An 18,396-nucleotide genomic window follows, 5' to 3' on the forward strand; every position below is an offset into this window, starting at 1 on the left:
AAACCTTCATGGCAAGGCGCAGCGACGAAGACAGTACGCCAGTACGGCGAGGAGCGGCAACGCCGCCATGGAGGTTTTTCAGGTGCCCTACTGGATCACCCGATAGCAAGGTTCATAGGCCTTGCCCGGCAATTTCATCCGGCTCTGCTCCACGAAGGACGTGAGCAGCGCGTCCATCGGTCCCATGATCGCCTTGTCGCCGTGGATCTCGAAGTGGCCGTGCTGCTCGATTGCGCGGATGCCTTCGTTCTTGACGTTACCGGCCACCACGCCCGAAAACGCCCGGCGCAAATTCGCCGCCAGCAGGTGCACTTCCTGGTCCTTGTGCAGGCTGAGGTTGCGCATGTTTTCATGCGTCGGCGCGAACGGCTTCTGGAATTCGCGGTCGATCTTCAGGCCCCAGTTGAAGTAATAGGCGTCGCTGCGGGTCTTGCGGTACTCGCGCACGGCCTTGATCCCGGCCTGCATTTCGCGCGCCACGGCTTCCGGATCGTCGATGATGATCTTGTAGCGTTCCTGCGCGTCCGGGCCCAGCGTGGCGTGGATGAAGTTATTGATCTGCACAAAATACTCGCGCGAGGTTTCCGGGCCGGTGAAAATCAAGGGGAACGGCAGTTCGGCGTTGTCCGGGTGGAGCAGGATGCCGAGGATGTACAGGATCTCTTCGGCCGTGCCGGCGCCGCCCGGGAACACCACGATGCCATGGCCGGCGCGCACGAATGCTTCGAGGCGCTTTTCGATGTCGGGCATGATCACCAGCTGGTTGACGATCGGGTTCGGCGATTCGGCGGCGATGATGCCCGGCTCGGTGATGCCCAGGTAGCGGCCATTGGTCAGGCGCTGCTTGGCGTGGCCGATGGTGGCGCCCTTCATCGGGCCTTTCATGGCGCCCGGGCCGCAGCCGGTGCAGATATCGAGTTCGCGCAGGCCCATTTGATAACCGACTTCCTTCGAGTAGTTGTACTCGGCGCGGTTGATCGAGTGGCCGCCCCAGCACACCACCAGGTTCGGATTGAGCATGGGTTTCAATACACCGGCGTTGCGCAGGATGTGGAACACGGCGTCCGTGACATCCTCGGTGCGGGCCATGTCGAACTTGTCGGAGTTGGTCACCTCGTTACTGACGAAGACGATGTCGCGCAGCACGGCAAACAACTGCTCGTGGATGCCCTTGATCATTTTGCCGTCCACGAAAGCGGAAGCCGGTGCGCCCTTGATATCGAGCTTGATGCCACGCTCGCGCTGCACGATGCTGATCGAGAACGACTCGAAGCGCTCGAGCAGTTCCTTGCCGTCGTCGATGGTGCTGCCGCAATTGAGCACGGCCAGCGCGCAATTGCGAAATACGTTATACAGGCCGCCCTGGCTGGTATCGAGCAGTTTGTTTACTTCGGCCTTGGACAGCACTTCGAGCTGGCCTTCCGGCGAAATCAGGGTATCGATAACGTCATGTTCCATGTTGCGTAAATCCTTATATTCAGGTGCGCAGATTCGGTGTCTCGCAGGGTTGCCTGCCCTGCCAATATACGACAAGTCGGCGCGATGCGTGCGGAGTTTGGTGCGGCGCAGCGCGCAAAAAGTACTTTCTAAACCATTTGTAGATTAAAATGGCGCCCGATTTGGCTCCTCACGAGGGAGCCCGAGACCTTTTTAAACAGATCATCGAAGAGGAGACCCCGCATGAGCGGTGCCACCATCAATAAATCGGAAGCAGCCATCCCCGAGTTCAAGCAGATCATGGGCCATCCCGCACCCCTGTGGATGTTGTTCATGACCGAATTCTGGGAACGCTTCGCATTCTATGGCGTCCGCTGGGCGCTCGTGCTCTACATCGTGGCGCAGTTCTACAGTGGCAATGCGGTCGGCGAATCGGCCGCCAACCTGGTCTACGGCTCCTACCTCGCCCTGGTCTATGCCGCCGCGCTGTTCGGCGGCTACGTGGCCGACCGCGTGCTCGGCTACCAGCGCTCGATCCTGGTCGGCGCCGCCTTCATGGCGGCAGGCCTGTTCATGATCGCCGTGCCGAACGAAGAAGTGTTCAAGTTCGGCCTGGCCACCATCATCGTCGGTAACGGCATGTTCAAGCCGAACATCTCGACCATGGTCGGCAAGCTCTATGGCACCACCGACACCCGCCGCGATTCGGGCTTCACAATCTTCTACATGGGCATCAATGCCGGCGCGCTGGTCGCCCCGGTACTGACCCAGTGGCTGGCCACCGCCATCTTCGGCACCGACGGCATGCCTGCCTATAAGGTCGTGTTCATTGCCGCCGGCGTGGGCATGCTTATCTCGCTGGTCTGGTTCTTCATCGGCCGCGCCCAGCTCAAGGGCATCGGCGCACCGGACGCCCAGCACGCCGATCCGAAGCGCATGGTCTACGTGATCCTCGGTTCGCTGTGCGTGATTCCGCTCATGTACCTGCTGCTGGCCGCCGGCGCCGCCAACCTGCAGATCGTCCTGACGGTGCTGTTCGTGGGCCTGTCGGTAATGCTGCTGGTGGAAGGCTTCAAAAACGGCAAGGTCGCGCGCGACAAGGCCCTGGCAATGCTGATCATCTTCTTCTTCAACATCATGTTCTGGATGTTCTTCGAGCAGGCTGGCAGTTCGTTCACCTTCCTGGCCGACAAAATCGTCGACCGCGAGATGTTCAACTGGACCTTCCCGGTGGCCTGGTTCCAGACCGTGAACTCGCTGGCGATCATCGTCTTCGCACCGCTGATCGCCTTTATCTGGGTGATGCTGCGCTCGAACAATCCCTCGATCCCGCGCAAATTCGGCCTGGGCCTGCTGTTCAACGCGCTCGCTTTCGGCCTGCTGATGTACGCGCTGACCGCACTGGTCAACCTCGACAACAAGATCCCGTTCTGGACGCTGTTCATGGTCTACGTGCTGCAATCGATCGGTGAGCTGTGCCTGTCGCCTATCGGCCTGTCGATGGTGACCAAGCTGGCGCCTACCCGCCTGGTGGGCCTGGGCATGGGCGGCTGGTTCCTGTCCACCGGTATCGGCAACAACCTGTCGGGCATCTTCGCCTCGCACGTCAGCGGTACCGAAGGCATGTCGATCACGTCGGCGCTGTCGGGCTACACCTTCGGCTTCTATTCGCTGCTGGCCGGCGGCGTGGTGCTGTTCCTGGTTGCCCCGCTGATCCAGAAGCTGATGCACGGCGTGAAGTAAACACTGCACGCTCTGACGAAAACGGCGCCCTGGTGGCGCCGTTTTTATCTGAACTGCATCGGATGGGCGGTGAGCCAGTCCTGCAAGGCGGCTGCCGCCTCGGGCGACACGTGCAATCCCAGCTTGGAGCGGCGCCACAGGATGTCGTGTGCCGTGCGCGCCCATTCGTACTTGCGCAGGTACTCCACTTCCACCTCGTACAGGCCCGGGGCGATTTCCTCGCCCATGTCGGCGATGGTCGCGCGTTCGCGCAGCAGCGTGTGGATGCGGGTGCCGTAGGCGCGCGTGTAGCGCACCACCAGCAGCGGCGGCAGCCAGGCGTAATGGTTCTGCACCTTGCGCACCCACTCGTCGAAACCGAGCACCGACTTGTTCTGCGGCTCGGCGCCGAACAAGTCGCCGCCGGGCAGGCAGGCATTGGCGGTCCAGTTGCCGTGGCGGTTGTCGAGCGCCTTGGCGATCAGCTCTACGGCATCTTCCGCCAGCTTGCGGTAGGTGGTGATCTTGCCGCCGAAGATGCTCAGGATCGGCGCGCCATCGTCATCCACTTCGAGCCGGTAGTCGCGGGTGACGGCCTTGGCGTCGGCGCCATCGTCGAGCAGCGGGCGCACGCCGGAATAGGTCCAGACCACGTCGGCTGGCGTGACCGGGTTGACGAAGTATTCGCTGGCCAGCTGGCACAGGTAAGCAATTTCGTTGGCGTCGATGGCGACGTTGTCGGCGTTGCCCTGGTAGTCGATGTCGGTGGTGCCGATCAGCGTGAAGTCGCGTTCGTAGGGAATCGCGAACACGATGCGGCCGTCGCGGTTCTGGAAGATGTAGGCATTGTCGTGGTCGAACATGCGCTTGACCACGATATGGCTGCCCTTGACCAGGCGCAGGTGGCCGGCGCCCTCCTTCGGCGTGGCCACGTGCAGCATCTGCGCCGTCCACGGCCCGGCGGCGTTGACCACGTAACGGGCGTTGACACGGATGCCGCCGCAGGTGGGCTTGTCGATGATCGCTTCCCAGCCGGCGCCCTTGCGGGTGAGCGTGTCCACGCGCGCCTGGGTGAGGATGGTGGCGCCCTTCTCGCAGGCGTCCATGGCGTTGAGCACCACCAGGCGAGCGTCGTCCACCCAGCCGTCGGAGTACGCAAAGCCGCAACGGAACTCGGGCTTGAGCGGCTTGCCGGCCGAGTGGCAGCGCAGGTTGATGGCGGCGGAACGCGGCAACAGCTCGCGCCGGGCCAGGGTGTCGTACAGCCACAGGCCGGCGCGGATCAGCAGCGCCGGGCGCTGGCCTTTCGAGTGCGGCATGACGAAGCGCAGCGGCCACATGATGTGGGGCGCGGCGCGCAGCAGTACTTCGCGCTCGATCAGCGCCTTGCGCACGAGGTTGAATTCGTAGTACTCGAGATAGCGCAGGCCGCCGTGGATCAGCTTGGTCGAGGCCGACGACGTGTGCGCCGCCAGGTCGTCCTTTTCGCACAGGACGACCGACAGCCCGCGTCCGGCCGCATCACGCGCGATTCCCGCGCCATTGATGCCGCCTCCCACGATCAGGACATCGCAATCGAGCGTGTGCTGCGGTTCCGCCATGAGTTCCCCGAAATTGTCACTTGTAATATAGCAAGATTTACCACACCCCCTACGGTACGACAAATTTCACTTTGATGATAGAGGGCAACCGTACCGCCCGCCTAAAATTCGACATGAAAGCCACGTTTCTTGCCACTACGGCAAGCAGGGCTTGCGGCGAGACCTTTGGTACCGCCACGCAGCCAGCGACGTTTCGTTAGGCGCTTTAAGCTGGCGCAAATATCGTTGGTCTATAATCTGCGCACCGTATTGATAGCGAGAACCACGCTTTGACTGCTACAACCAACAAACTGCCCCGGTGGCTCAATCGCCGCAATGCCATCCGCGCCGCCATCGTGGTCGGCGTGACCGGCGTGGTCGGCGCTGCCGGGCTGGCGGCCTATATGTTCCTGGCCATCGCCCCCAATTTGCCCACGCTGGAAAAAATCTCCGACTACAAGCCCAAGATCCCGCTGCGCGTTTATACCGCCGACAATGCCCTGATCGGCGAATTCGGCGAAGAACACCGCGACTTCATCGCCATCAAGGATATTCCGGACATGATGAAAAAAGCGGTGCTGTCGATCGAGGACAAGCGCTTTTATGAGCACAATGGCATCGACTGGCTGCGCGCGCTGGGCGCCGTCAAGGCCAACCTGGGCGGCTCGTTCCGCCAGGGCGGCTCCACCATCACCATGCAGGTGGCGCGCAATTTCTTCCTCACGCGCGAAAAGGTCATCGGTCGCAAGCTCAATGAAGTGATGCTGTCGCTGGAAATCGAGAACGCCCTGTCCAAGGACGAAATTCTAGAGCTGTACATGAACCAGATCTACCTGGGCCAGCGCTCGTTCGGTTTCGGCAGCGCGGCGCAAACCTATTTCGGCAAGTCGCTCAAGGAATTGAACATCGCCGAAATGGCGATGCTGGCCGGCCTGCCGCAAAACCCGGCGCGCCACAACCCGATCACCAATCTCAAGCGCGCCAAGCAGCGCCAGCACCTGGTGCTCAAGTCGATGCGCGACCTCGATTACATCACCGCCGACCAGTACGACGCCGCGCTGAAGCAGCCGATCCACATCAGCGCCAAGGGCCAGCAATTCGACGTCCACGCCGAATACGTGGCCGAACTGGCGCGCCAGGCCGTGTATGCGCAGTTCAAGGAAGAGTCTTATACGCGCGGCATCAGCGTGTACACCACCATCCTCAAGGACGACCAGAACGCCGCCTACGAGTCGATGCGCCGCAACGTCATCAACTACGACCAGCGCCACGGCTATCGCGGCCCCGAAACCTATATCACGCTGCCCACCGACGCCGAGGAACGCGACGACGCCATCGAGGAAGCGCTGCAACGCCGGCCGACCAGCGACCGCCTGATTGCGGCGGTGGTGCTGGCCGCCAGCACCAAGTCGGTCACGGTGCAGAACGAAGCCGGCGACGAGATCACCATTACCGGCGACGGCCTGCGCCTGGCCGCCAATGCGCTGACCGACAAGGCAAAAGAGTCGCTGCGGGTACGTCCCGGCGCCGTCATCCGCATCATGGACAACGGCAAAAAGGGCTGGGCGATTGCGCAAGTGCCGCAGGTGGCGGCAGCGTTCGTGTCGATGGACGCGGTCAATGGCGGCTACCACGCCATGGTGGGCGGCTTCGACTACAACCTGCAAAAGTTCAATCACGTGACGCAGGCGTGGCGCCAGCCCGGTTCCTCGATCAAGCCGTTCGTGTATTCGGCAGCGCTGGAAAAAGGCTTTTCGCCGGCCACGCTGCTCAACGACGAGCCGCTTGAGCTGACGGCAGCCGAAACCGGCAACCAGCCCTGGAGCCCGCGCAACGACGACAACAAGTACGAAGGCCCGATCACCATGCGCTATGCGCTGGCCGAATCGAAGAACGTGGTGACGGTACGCATCCTGCGCGCGCTCACGGTACCGTACGCGCATGATTACCTGGGCAAGTTCGGCTTCGACCTGGCCAAGCATCCGAAAAACCTCACCATGGCGCTCGGTACCGGCTCGGTCACCCCGGCGCAGCTGGCCGGCGCCTACTCGGTGTTTGCCAATGGCGGCTATTCGGTGGAGCCCTACCTGATCGCGAAAATCGTCGATGGCGACGGCAAGATCATCGCCGAAACCAAGCCGCGCACCACCCTGCCCGACGAAGCGCGCGTGCTCGATCCACGCAACGCCTACGTTACCGACAGCATGCTGCGCGAAGTCACCCGCACCGGCACCGGCGGCGCCGTGGCGCGCCTGGGCCGCCACGACATGGCCGGCAAGACCGGCACGTCGTCCGACGCGGTCGATGGCTGGTTTGCCGGCTATGGCGGCGGCATCGTGGCTGTCTCGTGGATGGGTTACGACGACTCCAAGTCGCTGGGCAACAAGGAATTCGGCGCCACCGTGGCGCTGCCGATCTGGCTCGACTACATGAAGGTGGCGATGAAAGACCGCCCGGCCCGCGATCGGCAAGTACCGGTGGGTCTGACGCAGGTGGGCAGCGAGTGGCTGTACGACGAGTTCACCGGCGATGCGGCGCGGGTATCGCTGGACCTCGATAACGCACCGCCGGGCGCTGAAAATATCATGCCGGTGCCTACCGGCGCCGGCGCGGCGCCACCGCCGCCGCCACCGCCGATCAATCAGTAAGCGAGCCTGGCCCGCGCCGGTGCTACCGCATCGAGCCGGAACACGCTCACCACCTGGGCCAGGCGCGCGGCCTGGTTTTCCAGCGAGGCGGCGGCCGCCGCCGCCTCTTCCACCAGCGCCGCGTTTTGCTGGGTGACCGTATCCATCTGGCTCACCGCCATGTTGATCTGGTCGATGCCGGTGCTTTGCTCCTGGGTGGCCATGGTGATTTCGCCCATGATGTCGGTGACGCGCTGCACGCTCTCCACGATGTCGCTCATGGTCTGTCCCGCTTCGGCCACCAGCTTGCCGCCCTCGCCCACCTTCTCCACCGAATCGCCGATCAGCGTCTTGATTTCCTTGGCAGCCGCCGCCGAGCGATGCGCCAGCGTGCGTACTTCGCCCGCAACCACCGCAAAACCGCGCCCCTGTTCACCGGCGCGTGCCGCTTCCACCGCCGCATTCAGCGCCAGGATATTGGTCTGGAACGCGATGCCGTCGATGACGGAAATGATGTCCACCACCCGCGCCGACGACGCGTTGATCGCATCCATGGTTTCAACCACGCGCGCCACGACGCCGCCGCCGCGCACGGCCACGCTCGACGCCGATGCCGCCAGCACATTGGCCTGGCGCGCGTTGTCGGCATTCTGGCGGACGGTGGAAGTCAGTTCCTCCATCGACGATGCGGTTTCCTCCAGCGAGCTGGCTTGTTCCTCGGTGCGCGAGGACAGGTCCAGGTTGCCGCTGGCAATTTGCGCCGAGGCCGTGGCAATGGTGTCGGTGCCGCTGCGCACCTGGCCGACGATCTCGATCAGGCTCGCGTTCATGTCCTTCAAGGCCTGCAGCAGCTGGCCGGTTTCCTCGGTGGTGGTGACGTCGATGCGGCTGGTCAGATCGCCGGAGGCCACGGTTTGCGCCACGCGCACCGCCTCGTCGATCGGCCGCGTGATGGTCTGCGTGATATAGGCCGCGCAGCCGATCGCCACCAGCGCCGCGATCAGGGCGGCGATCACCATCGCCCATTCGGCTTTGATCACCGCTGCCCGTCCCTGTTCCACACTGGCGCCGGCTATGCCCTCATTGAGGTGCACGATCTTGAGCAGCGTCGCTTCCGCCTTTTGAAACAGCGGGCGCGAGGCGTTATATTGCTGGTAGAAGCTGGCGAACAGCTGTTTCTGTGCGGCTTCGTCGCGATTGGCGGCCAGGCTGCCGACGGTAACGCCGATCCGGTCGTCTGAGGCTTTCCAGGCGGTCCATTCGGCGCTGAACTGCTTCCACAGCACGGTTTCTTCCGGCGTTTGCGGCAGCGGCTCGTACAGCTTCCAGCCACGGTCTATATTGGCCCACGCGCGCTGGCGCAACGCCTGCACTTCGGCGAACTTGTCGTGGGCCTGGTAATTGTTCTCGTAGATGGCGGCGTACAGGGTGGCGGCCGCCACGGCGGTCTGGCCTTCGCTGATGCCGAGCAGTCCCTGGATCGACGGCAGGCGCACCACGCCGATTTCATCGACCGAATCGCCCACGGTGGCAATGCCCCGATAGCCCGCCGTGCCCACCACCAATAAAGCGACCAGCATGATCGCCACCAGCGCGGCCAGCTTCCATTTAATGCGTAAATTCCTGAACATCGTACTTCCCGATTATGCGAATAGTGATAGTCAGCTCAACCATGTGAGTGACTATTGGAGAGAAATTCCCTATCGCAATATCCATCGGGCCAACTATTGCCGTCAATGGCTTTCGCAGTCAGTGTGGCGCGCCATGCACAGCTTATTCGGACGCCAATCATGTCTCGATGACAGCGTTTTATACCGCCAGGTAACCCCGCATCATGCGCACCGCGCTGCCGGCAAACTGGTCGGGCGTCACGTCGGCTGCCCGGTACTTCCAGCGTTTCACGTACCAGTCCTGGAACGTCGCCATCAGGTGCGACGCCAGCAAATCGGCGCTGCCCGGCGGGCGTGACGGCAGGCGCACGATGACGTCGGCGAACAGCGACTGCACGTACAGCTCCGAATTCTTGGCCGCGTGGCGCAGCTCCGGGGCCAGTACGCGCGAATCCATGTACACGAAATAAAACCACGGCTGCAAAATCTCGGAGATGTAGATCGACGAGCGTATCAGCGCCTCCAGTCGGTCGAGCGGATCGGCGATGGTGTCGAACAGCAGCGGCACCTCGCGCGTGGCATGGCGCACCACGTCGCCGATCATTTCCGCCAGTTGGTCCTTGGTGCTGATGTAGCCGTACAAGCCCCCCATCGACAAGCCGGTTTCCTGGCACAGGTCGCGCAGGTTCATGGCGCGAAAACCGACGTCATTGGCCAGCTTGAAGGTGGCGTTGAAGATGCGCTCGAGGTTTTCCAATGCCGGCTTGCGGCGCTTGACGGTGATGCGGTCGGCGTAGTGGTCCAGCAGGTAGGCCCAGATATTGCCGGCGTCGAGCGGCGTCATGGTCTTGAACTGGGCGAAGGTGAAGTCTGGCTGCACAGTGGTCTCTATAGTTGATTTTATGGAAAATATTATAGCGTATGCGGTAACATGGAGATCGTTGACCAGGAATACCTGCCTTGTACATCCTTCGCCTCCCGCACTATGTGCTGTTGCATCTGTTTGCCGCGCTCTGGCTGTCGCTGGTGCTGCTGGCGCCCGCCCGTGCCAGCGGCACGCCGGTCGATGTGCTCGAACTCGAACAGGGTTCGGTGTCGCTCACCGAACATTTTACCGTGTTCGAAGACCCGGGCAGCCAGCTCGACTTCGCTCAGGCACGCACGCAAACCTACCGCTACACGGGACAGGCCGACCAGGCCATCAGCTTCGGCTACACGCGCTCGGCCTACTGGCTCAAGGTGGAACTGCGCAATCCCGGCGCCGTGCCGGTACGCCGCCTGCTCGAGATCAGCAACGCCCGTCTGAGCGAGATCGCCTTCTACGAACCGGTTGAAGATGGCAGCTATCGCGCGCACCACACCGGCAGCGCGCTGCCATACGCCTCGCGCGCGTATCCCAACCGCTATTACATCTACGCGCTCGATCTGCCCGCCAGATCGCAGCAAACCTATTATCTGCGCGTGGCCTCCGAAGGCGCCAAGCTGATACCGGTGCGCCTGTGGGACCCGGTGGCGTTCGCCGCCCATCAACAGCGCGACTACCTGGCGCAGGGCCTGTTCTTCGGCACGGTCGTCGCCATGTTCCTGTTCAACCTGGTGCTGTTCGCCATGCTGCGCGACCGGCTCTACCTGATGTACATCGCCTTCGTCGCCATCACCGCCATGTCGCTCGCCAGCCAGAACGGTCTGGCCCACGAATGGCTGTGGCCAGGGATGGGAGGGCGCTGGCCCAACCTGTCGACCGCGATCCTGTTCTCGCTATCGCACGCCACGGTCACCATTTTCATGCGCGAGATGATCGGCACACGCACGCTGGTACCCTGGCTCGACAAAGTGCTGCTGGCGATGCTGGCATGGTTCCTGGTCTCGCCGGTGCTGCTGGTGTTCTTCTACCAGCAGGTGGCTGGCGCCATGACCGCGATCTGGAGTATCACCTCGCCCCTCACCCTGCTGATCGCGCTGGTGTGTGTGTGGCGCCGCCAGCGCAGCGCCTACTATTTCTGCGCCGCGTTTTGCGTATTCTTCGTCGCCAATATGGGCAGCGCGCTCGCAGCGCTGGCGTTCTTGCCGCATAACCTGATCACCAACTTCGGCGCCCAGATCGGTTCCGCCTGCGAGATGCTGCTGCTGGCGTTCGCGCTGGCCGACCGCATGCACGCCATGCGGCGCGAGAAGGAATGGGCACAGGCGGCGGCGCTGACCGCCCAGAATGACCTGATCGCCGGCCTGAAGCTAACGGAGCAACGCCTGGAAGCACGCGTGGCCCAGCGCACGGCCGAACTGCAGCAAGCCAACGACAGCCTTGCCTTGATGTCGATGACCGACGTCCTCACCGGCATCCCCAACCGCCGCCGCTTCGACCAGATCCTGGCCGTCGAATGGACGCGCGCGGCACGCCAGCGCAGCATGCTGGCAATCGGCATGCTCGATATCGACCACTTCAAGCAGTACAACGACCACTACGGCCACCAGCAAGGCGACGACTGCCTACGCCGAATAGCGGCGGCGATCGCCGACCAATTCCGGCGCGGCGGCGACCAGGTGGCGCGCTATGGCGGCGAGGAATTCATCTTCGTCGTGCCCGATGCCCATCCCGACAACGCACTGGCTGTGGCGCAGGCAGTCTGCGATGCGGTGGCTGCGTTGGGCATTGTGCATGCTGCAGCGCCTGGCGGCATTGTGACCGTGAGCGTGGGCGTGGCGTGCGGCCACCCGGTCGGCGGCGCGGCGCCCGCACAACTGGTGCATGCGGCGGATATGGCGCTGTACCAGGCCAAGGAGCTGGGGCGCAATCGGGCGGAGCTGGCGCTCGGCTATGCGCGCAGGAGCGAGGACGCATGAGGGTATGATATCCCACTCAGCCTCTTGGAGACAGGCGCGCCGGCAGGCAAAAAAAAAGCAGCCACACGGGCTGCTTGACATTACTGCGGTACCAGAAGTGGCTTACCTTTTTGTTCTGCCCAGCCAATATCCGTTGTCACGCAGGCTACGTCAATTGAAATGTGCATCAAGACGCGCAGGTGTGGCGCGGCAGGCACGAAAAATCGGTTAAAGTGGCGTGATTGACAACCCATACACCCGTCTATGGCCTATCCGATAGAACACAAGCTGGTGGTCGGCATCGCGTCGAGCGCGCTGTTCGACCTGACCGAATCGCACCAGGTGTACCTGGAAGGCGGCGCCGAAGCGTATCGCCAATACCAGGAACGTCACCTCGACGTGGTGCTCGGCAAGGGCGTGGCGTTTCCGTTCATCCGCCGCTTCCTGTCGATCAATGCCCATCATCCGCAAGCGTCGCCGGTCGAGGTAGTGCTGTTGTCGCGCAACTCGCCGGAGACCGGGTTGCGGGTGATGAATTCGATCGCCCACTATGGGCTCGACATCTCGCGCGCCTGCTTTGTCACCGGCAAGTCACCGTACACCTACCTGCCCGCCTTCAATACCTCGCTGTTCCTCACTGCCAACGAGCAGGACGTGCGCATGGCGCTCGACGCCCATTACCCGGCCGGCCTGGTGCTGCCCGGCCTGACCGAGGACGACGACGCCGACGGCGAACTGCGGGTGGCCTTCGACTTCGACGGCGTGATCGCCGACGACGAATCGGAGACTGTCTTCAAGCGCAACAACGACGTCGCCGAATTCCACGCCCACGAACGGGAACGGGTGGAGGTGCCGCACCAACCGGGCCCGCTGGCAGATCTGTTCCAGAAGCTATCGGCCATGCAGCGGCTGGAAGACCAGGCGTTAGCAAACGATCCCGGCTACCAGCGCATTCTGCGCATCGCCATCGTCACCGCGCGCAGCGCACCGGCGCACGAGCGCGTGGTCACCACGCTCAAGAGCTGGGGCGTGTCGGCCGACGAAACGTTCTTCCTGGGCGGGATGGAAAAGGCGCGCATCCTGTCCATCTTCAAGCCCCATTTGTTCTTCGACGACCAGTTGAGCCACCTGAAGTCGCCGGCCGGGAATATACCGATGGTGCATATCCCGTTCGGCATCGCCAACCTGGTGGCCGGGTCCGCACCCAAGCCGGGGTAGGCGACTGTCGGGCTGCGGTGCATCGTCTATAATGTTGTTCACCTTTTGACCATGCACCATAGCTCACCAGCGTCCACCTCATTGTGTCCCTAGTCCTCGCCAACTCCATTCCAAAACCGGGCAACCGCTTTGCCTTGCCTACCCTGCACGGCTCCTCGGATGCGTACGCGCTCGCGCAAGCGGCGCTCGCCCTGAAAGCGCAAGGCCGCATGCTGGCCGTGATCACGTCCAGCGCGGCAGACGCGCAGCGGCTGCGCGACGAAATTCCATGGTTCGCGGGCGAGGAAGTGCGCTGCCACCTTTTGCCGGACTGGGAAACGCTGCCCTACGACGCCTTCTCGCCGCACCAGGACCTGGTGTCCGAGCGCCTGGCCACGCTGCACGAAATCTCCAGCGGCCAGTGCGACGTGATGCTGGTGCCGGCTACCACCGCGCTGGTGCGCATGGCGCCGCCGTCGTTCCTGGCCGCGTACACGTTCTTCTTCAAGAAGGGCGAGTCGCTCGACGAAGCGCGTTTGAAGTCGCAACTGACGCTGGCCGGCTACACCCACGTCACGCAAGTGATGTCGCCCGGCGAATACTCGGTGCGCGGCGGTCTGATCGACCTGTTCCCGATGGGCTCCGCCCTGCCCTACCGGCTCGACCTGTTCGGCGACACGGTGGAAACCATCCGCACTTTTGACGCCGACACCCAGCGCTCGCTGTACCCGGTTGGCGAAGTGCGCCTGCTGCCGGGGCGCGAGTTCCCGATGGACGAAGCGGCGCGCACCACGTTCCGCAGCCGCTGGCGCGAATATTTTGAAGGCGATCCTTCGCGCTCGGTAGTCTATAAAGACATCAGCAGCGGCATCGCTTCGGCCGGTATCGAGTACTACCTGCCGCTGTTCTTCGAGCAGACCGCCACGCTGTTCGACTATCTGCCAGACGGCGCGGCGCTGGCACTGGTCGGCGACATCGACGCCGCCATCAAGCGCTTCTGGGCCGATACCACCTCGCGCCACCGCTTCCTGAAGGCCGACCGCGAACGCCCGATCCTGCCGCCCGACATGCTGTTCCTGTCGGACGAGCAGTTCTTCACGCTGGCCAAGCCGTACGGCCGCATGGTCATTTCGAAAGACCCGGACCAGGGTGCATCGGAGCTGTCGGCGCCCATCCCGAACATCGCCGTCAACCGCCACCTGGAAGATCCGCTGACCAACCTGCGCAGCTATTTGCTGCAGGCGGGCACGCGGGTAATGATCTGCGCCGAGACCAACGGCCGCCGCGAAACGCTGCAGCAGTATTTCAGCGAGTACGACCTGGCCCTCACGCCGGTGGAGGGTTTCGAAGGCTTTGCCACGTCCGACGCCAAACTGGCGCTGGGCGTGGCGCCGCTGCACACGGGCTTCGAACTGGCTACGCCGACCGAGCGCCTGGTGTTCATCACCGAGACCGAGCTGTATGCGGGTTCGGGCCGCCGGGTGGGCAAGAAGAAGCAGGAAGCGGTCACGCAAGTCGAATCGATGGTGCGCGACCTGTCCGAGCTGAAGATCGGCGACCCCGTGGTGCACGTCAATCACGGTATCGGCCGCTACATGGGCCTTACCAGCATGGATCTGGGCGAAGGAGAGACCGAGTTCCTGCACCTGGAATACGCCAAGGACACCAAGCTGTATGTGCCGGTGTCGCAGCTGCACGTGATCTCGCGCTACTCGGGCGCTGCACCGGAAGACGCACCGCTGCACACGCTCGGTTCCGGCCAGTGGGAAAAAGCCAAGCGCCGCGCGGCCGAACAGATCCGCGACACCGCTGCCGAACTGCTCAACCTGTACGCCCGCCGCGCACTGCGCCAGGGCCACGCGTTCGAATACTCGGCGCACGACTACGAGCGCTTTGCCGAGAGCTTCGGCTTCGACGAAACGCCCGACCAGCAGGAAGCGATCAATAACGTCATCCGCGACATGACGTCCGGTAAACCGATGGACCGCCTGGTGTGCGGCGACGTCGGCTTCGGCAAGACCGAAGTGGCGCTGCGCGCCGCGTTCATCGCGGTGATGGGTGGCAAGCAGGTGGCGATTCTCGCCCCGACCACGCTGCTGGCCGAACAGCATGCGCAAACCTTTGCCGACCGCTTCGCCGACTGGCCGGTGCGCATAGCCGAGATGTCGCGCTTCCGCACCGGCAAGGAAATCAATCAGGCCATCAAGGGCATGGCCGACGGCACGCTCGATATCGTCATCGGCACCCATAAACTGCTGTCCGATGATGTGAAGTTCACGCGCCTGGGCCTGGTCATCATCGACGAGGAACACCGCTTCGGTGTGCGCCAGAAGGAGGCGCTCAAGTCGCTGCGCGCCGAAGTCGATGTGCTCACGCTTACAGCCACGCCGATCCCGCGCACGCTGGGCATGGCGCTCGAAGGTCTGCGCGAGTTTTCCATCATCGCCACCGCGCCGCAAAAGCGCCTGGCCATCAAGACCTTCGTGCGCAGCGAGGGTGAGTCGATCATCCGCGAGGCCTGCCTGCGCGAACTCAAACGCGGCGGCCAAGTGTACTTCCTGCACAACGAGGTGGAAACCATCCAGAACCGCCTGGCGATGCTGACCGAACTGCTGCCCGAGGCGCGCATCGCGGTGGCCCACGGCCAGATGCACGAGCGCGACCTGGAAAAGGTGATGCGCGACTTCGTGGCGCAGCGCTACAACATCCTGCTATGCACCACGATTATCGAAACCGGTATCGACGTGCCCACCGCGAACACCATCATCATGCACCGCGCCGACAAGTTCGGCCTGGCGCAGCTGCACCAGCTGCGCGGCCGCGTGGGCCGTTCGCACCACCAGGCCTACGCGTATTTGCTGGTCACCGACGTGCAGGGCCTGTCCAAGCAGGCGCAGCGCCGCCTGGACGCCATCCAGCAGATGGAAGAACTGGGCAGCGGCTTTTACCTGGCCATGCACGACCTCGAAATTCGCGGCGCCGGCGAAGTCCTCGGCGACAACCAGTCGGGAGAGATGACCGAAATCGGCTTCCAGCTGTACACCGATATGCTGAACGAAGCGGTACGCTCGCTCAAGGCCGGCAAGGAGCCGGACCTGGCCGCGCCGCTGTCCACCACCACAGAGATCAACCTGCACACGCCGGCGCTGCTGCCGTCCGATTTCTGCGGCGACGTGCACGAACGGCTGTCGATCTACAAGCGCATGGCCAACTGCACGGTCCAGGACAAGATCGACGATTTGCAGGAAGAGCTGATCGACCGTTTCGGCAAGCTGCCCGACCCGGTCAAGGCGCTGATCGAAACCCACCGCCTGCGCATCGCCGCCAAGACCGTGGGCATCATCAAGATCGACGCCCACGGCGAAGCGGCCAGCCTGCAATTCATGGCCAAACCGCCGATCGATCCGATGCGCATCATCGAACTGATACAGAAAAACCGCCAGATCAAGCTTGCCGGCCAGGACAAACTGAAGATCACGGCCGCCATGCCGGACCTGGCTGCGCGGGTCGCGCAGATCAAAGGTGCAATTAAACAACTCACTGGCAACTAATCAAGGGTTGACCGCACGCGCCTAAGGTCGTACCTTAAACACGCGTCACTCGAACACCGAAGCCTACAACTCGTACGAACTATGACATCAGCCACAAAATCCATGAACCTGGTATTACAAGGGCGCGACGACTGCCGCGCGCGACTCGAACGCATCGCCGCACTGACGGCGCCGCAAGCGCTCACGTGGCTGAGCGACCGCGCCGTCCGCTGCGAGGGCATCGCGTTCTCGCCGGCGCTGCGCCAGACCATCGAGGTGGCCGCCAATGCCGCCCAACTGGACGCCACCTATACCATCGGCGTGCAGAAAATGACCGATTTCAAACTGGTTGCGATGGACATGGATTCCACCCTGATCACCATCGAGTGCATCGATGAAATCGCCGACATGCAGGGGTTGAAAGCGCAGGTGTCGGAGATTACCGAGGCGGCCATGCGCGGCGAACTCGATTTCGCCGCCAGCCTCACGCGCCGCGTGGCGCTGCTCGAAGGCCTCGACGCTTCCGCGCTGGACCGCGTGTACGACGAGCGCCTGAAACTCTCGCCCGGTGCGGAAGCCATGCTGCAAGCGGTGCAGCAGGCCGGCCTGAAAACCCTGCTGGTTTCCGGAGGGTTCACTTATTTCACCAGCCGCCTGAAACAGCGCCTCAATCTGGACTATACCCACGCCAACGAGCTCGAGATCGTCGATGGCAAACTGACCGGCAAGGTGGTGGGCGCCATCGTCGATGCCGAAGCCAAGCAGCAGACCGTGGAACGCGTATGCACGGAGCTGGGCATTTCACCATCGGATGCCATCGTCATGGGCGACGGCGCCAACGACCTGAAAATGATGAGCATTGCCGGCATGTCGGTGGCGTTCCGCGCCAAGCCGGTGGTGCGCGAGCAGGCCAGCGTGGCGCTCAACTTCGTGGGGCTCGACGGCATCCTGCCGCTGCTGGCATAAATGGCGGCTTGCGGCTGCCGCCTGCTCGAGGTGGCAGACACCGTGCAGCAGGCGATGATCCCCCTGGCCTTGCTGTATCCGGCAGAGGGCGTGGAAGCGACCGAACAATTCGGTCCGTATTCGCTCGATGTGGCGCTCAATGCTGCGCCGGTGGGCGGGCCGTATCCGCTGGTGGTGGTCTCGCATGGCAATGCCGGCACGCCGTGGGCATATCGCGAGCTGGCGAAACACCTGGTGCAATCGGGTTACATCGTCGCCCTGCCCGCCCATACCGGCAACACGCGCCATAACAACAACCGCGCCAACACCGCCGCCAACCTGGCCAACCGGCCGCGCCACATCACGCTGGTCATCGACGCCGCCTACAATGAGCTGAACAACCATTTGATCGCGGACCGCGTCGCGGTCATCGGTCACTCGATCGGCGGCTATACGGCGCTGGCGGTAGCGGGCGGCAAGCCGTGGACCGGGCCATACGAGCGCAAGACCAATCCGCCGCAGCCGGTGCCGGTGACGCCCGACGACCGGGTGCGCGCACTGGTGCTGCTGGCGCCAGCCACCGCCTGGTTTCGTCCCGAAGCGCTGCGCGCCGTGCGGCTGCCGATCCTGATGATCACCGGCGACCAGGACGTCAACACGCCGGTCGAACACGCGCTCAACGTACTCGATGGTGTGGCCAACCGCGACCAGGTGGTCCACAAAGTGTTTGCGGGCGCGGCCCACTTCTCGTTCATGAGCAAATTCCCGCCCGAGATGACCAAGCCGGAGTTCCATCCGTCGCAGGATCCGCCCGGGTTCGACCGCGCCGCCATTCAGGCCGAGTTGTTCGCTGATATAGACATGTTCTTGCAACATGCGGTTGGTACGCCTCCGCACAATGAAACTCGGTGAACACTGGGCGATTCCG

11 protein-coding genes are annotated in these 18,396 nt (G+C 63.2%); 7 read left to right on the plus strand and 4 right to left on the minus strand.

From position 1 onward, the window contains the following. Window positions 1–87 precede the first annotated feature (87 nt). Entirely contained in the window at window positions 88–1,458 is a 1,371-nt protein-coding gene (ppnN, locus tag F8197_RS12230; RefSeq protein WP_056148276.1) for a nucleotide 5'-monophosphate nucleosidase PpnN, read from the minus strand. 222 nt (window positions 1,459–1,680) lie between these two features. Between ppnN and F8197_RS12235 the strand changes: the two genes are divergently transcribed. Beyond that, window positions 1,681–3,180: a peptide MFS transporter gene (locus F8197_RS12235; protein ID WP_152882123.1), complete on the plus strand. Its 1,500-nt coding sequence runs from the start codon at window positions 1,681–1,683 to the stop codon at window positions 3,178–3,180. Window positions 3,181–3,224: 44 nt separating this feature from the next. On the opposite strand, the gene glpD is transcribed toward F8197_RS12235, so the two are convergent. Next, on the minus strand, window positions 3,225–4,760 hold the full coding sequence (gene glpD / locus F8197_RS12240) for a glycerol-3-phosphate dehydrogenase (RefSeq protein ID WP_152882124.1): 1,536 nt from the start codon (window positions 4,758–4,760) through the stop codon (window positions 3,225–3,227). 269 nt (window positions 4,761–5,029) lie between these two features. Between glpD and F8197_RS12245 the strand changes: the two genes are divergently transcribed. Continuing rightward, window positions 5,030–7,387: a penicillin-binding protein 1A gene (locus F8197_RS12245; protein ID WP_152882125.1), complete on the plus strand. Its 2,358-nt coding sequence runs from the start codon at window positions 5,030–5,032 to the stop codon at window positions 7,385–7,387. Here F8197_RS12245 and F8197_RS12250 read toward each other — a convergent pair. Together F8197_RS12250 and F8197_RS12255 are read right to left on the minus strand one after the other, a co-directional pair. After that, window positions 7,381–8,997 carry a methyl-accepting chemotaxis protein gene (locus tag F8197_RS12250; RefSeq protein ID WP_152882126.1) on the minus strand — a complete coding sequence of 539 codons (1,617 nt, stop codon included), beginning with the start codon at window positions 8,995–8,997 and terminating at the stop codon, window positions 7,381–7,383. The two genes, F8197_RS12245 and F8197_RS12250, sit on opposite strands and share 7 nt — an antisense overlap. A gap of 178 nt (window positions 8,998–9,175) precedes the next feature. Next, window positions 9,176–9,856, minus strand: a complete 681-nt coding sequence (locus tag F8197_RS12255; RefSeq protein ID WP_373996856.1) for a TetR/AcrR family transcriptional regulator — start codon at window positions 9,854–9,856, stop codon at window positions 9,176–9,178. Between the two features lie 80 nt (window positions 9,857–9,936). Between F8197_RS12255 and F8197_RS12260 the strand changes: the two genes are divergently transcribed. The 5 genes from F8197_RS12260 to F8197_RS12280 all read left to right on the plus strand — a co-directional run bounded on the left by F8197_RS12260 (window position 9,937) and on the right by F8197_RS12280 (window position 18,380). Beyond that, window positions 9,937–11,817 carry a diguanylate cyclase gene (locus tag F8197_RS12260; RefSeq protein WP_152882127.1) on the plus strand — a complete coding sequence of 627 codons (1,881 nt, stop codon included), beginning with the start codon at window positions 9,937–9,939 and terminating at the stop codon, window positions 11,815–11,817. 243 nt (window positions 11,818–12,060) lie between these two features. Next, window positions 12,061–13,014 carry a 5'-nucleotidase gene (locus F8197_RS12265; protein ID WP_152882128.1) on the plus strand — a complete coding sequence of 318 codons (954 nt, stop codon included), beginning with the start codon at window positions 12,061–12,063 and terminating at the stop codon, window positions 13,012–13,014. A gap of 83 nt (window positions 13,015–13,097) precedes the next feature. After that, window positions 13,098–16,544, plus strand: a complete 3,447-nt coding sequence (gene mfd, locus F8197_RS12270; RefSeq protein ID WP_373996857.1) for a transcription-repair coupling factor — start codon at window positions 13,098–13,100, stop codon at window positions 16,542–16,544. A gap of 102 nt (window positions 16,545–16,646) precedes the next feature. After that, window positions 16,647–17,489: a phosphoserine phosphatase SerB gene (gene serB / locus F8197_RS12275; protein ID WP_152882129.1), complete on the plus strand. Its 843-nt coding sequence runs from the start codon at window positions 16,647–16,649 to the stop codon at window positions 17,487–17,489. Continuing rightward, complete coding sequence (locus tag F8197_RS12280; protein WP_152882130.1) at window positions 17,490–18,380, plus strand: alpha/beta fold hydrolase; 891 nt, start codon at window positions 17,490–17,492, stop codon at window positions 18,378–18,380. Window positions 18,381–18,396: the final 16 nt, after the last annotated feature.

This window comes from Duganella sp. FT27W (assembly GCF_009295655.1).
Classification (GTDB): Bacteria; Pseudomonadota; Gammaproteobacteria; order Burkholderiales; family Burkholderiaceae_D; genus Rugamonas; species Rugamonas zoogloeoides.

Excerpts from the sequence above, each read along its gene's own strand:
- ppnN (WP_056148276.1), bottom strand. The coding sequence starts at position 1,458 with ATGGAACATGACGTTATCGATACCCTGATTTCGCCGGAAGGCCAGCTC.
- F8197_RS12235 (WP_152882123.1), top strand. The coding sequence starts at position 1,681 with ATGAGCGGTGCCACCATCAATAAATCGGAAGCAGCCATCCCCGAGTTC.
- glpD (WP_152882124.1), bottom strand. The coding sequence starts at position 4,760 with ATGGCGGAACCGCAGCACACGCTCGATTGCGATGTCCTGATCGTGGGA.
- F8197_RS12250 (WP_152882126.1), bottom strand. The coding sequence starts at position 8,997 with ATGTTCAGGAATTTACGCATTAAATGGAAGCTGGCCGCGCTGGTGGCG.
- F8197_RS12265 (WP_152882128.1), top strand. The coding sequence starts at position 12,061 with ATGGCCTATCCGATAGAACACAAGCTGGTGGTCGGCATCGCGTCGAGC.
- serB (WP_152882129.1), top strand. The coding sequence starts at position 16,647 with ATGAACCTGGTATTACAAGGGCGCGACGACTGCCGCGCGCGACTCGAA.
- F8197_RS12280 (WP_152882130.1), top strand. The coding sequence starts at position 17,490 with ATGGCGGCTTGCGGCTGCCGCCTGCTCGAGGTGGCAGACACCGTGCAG.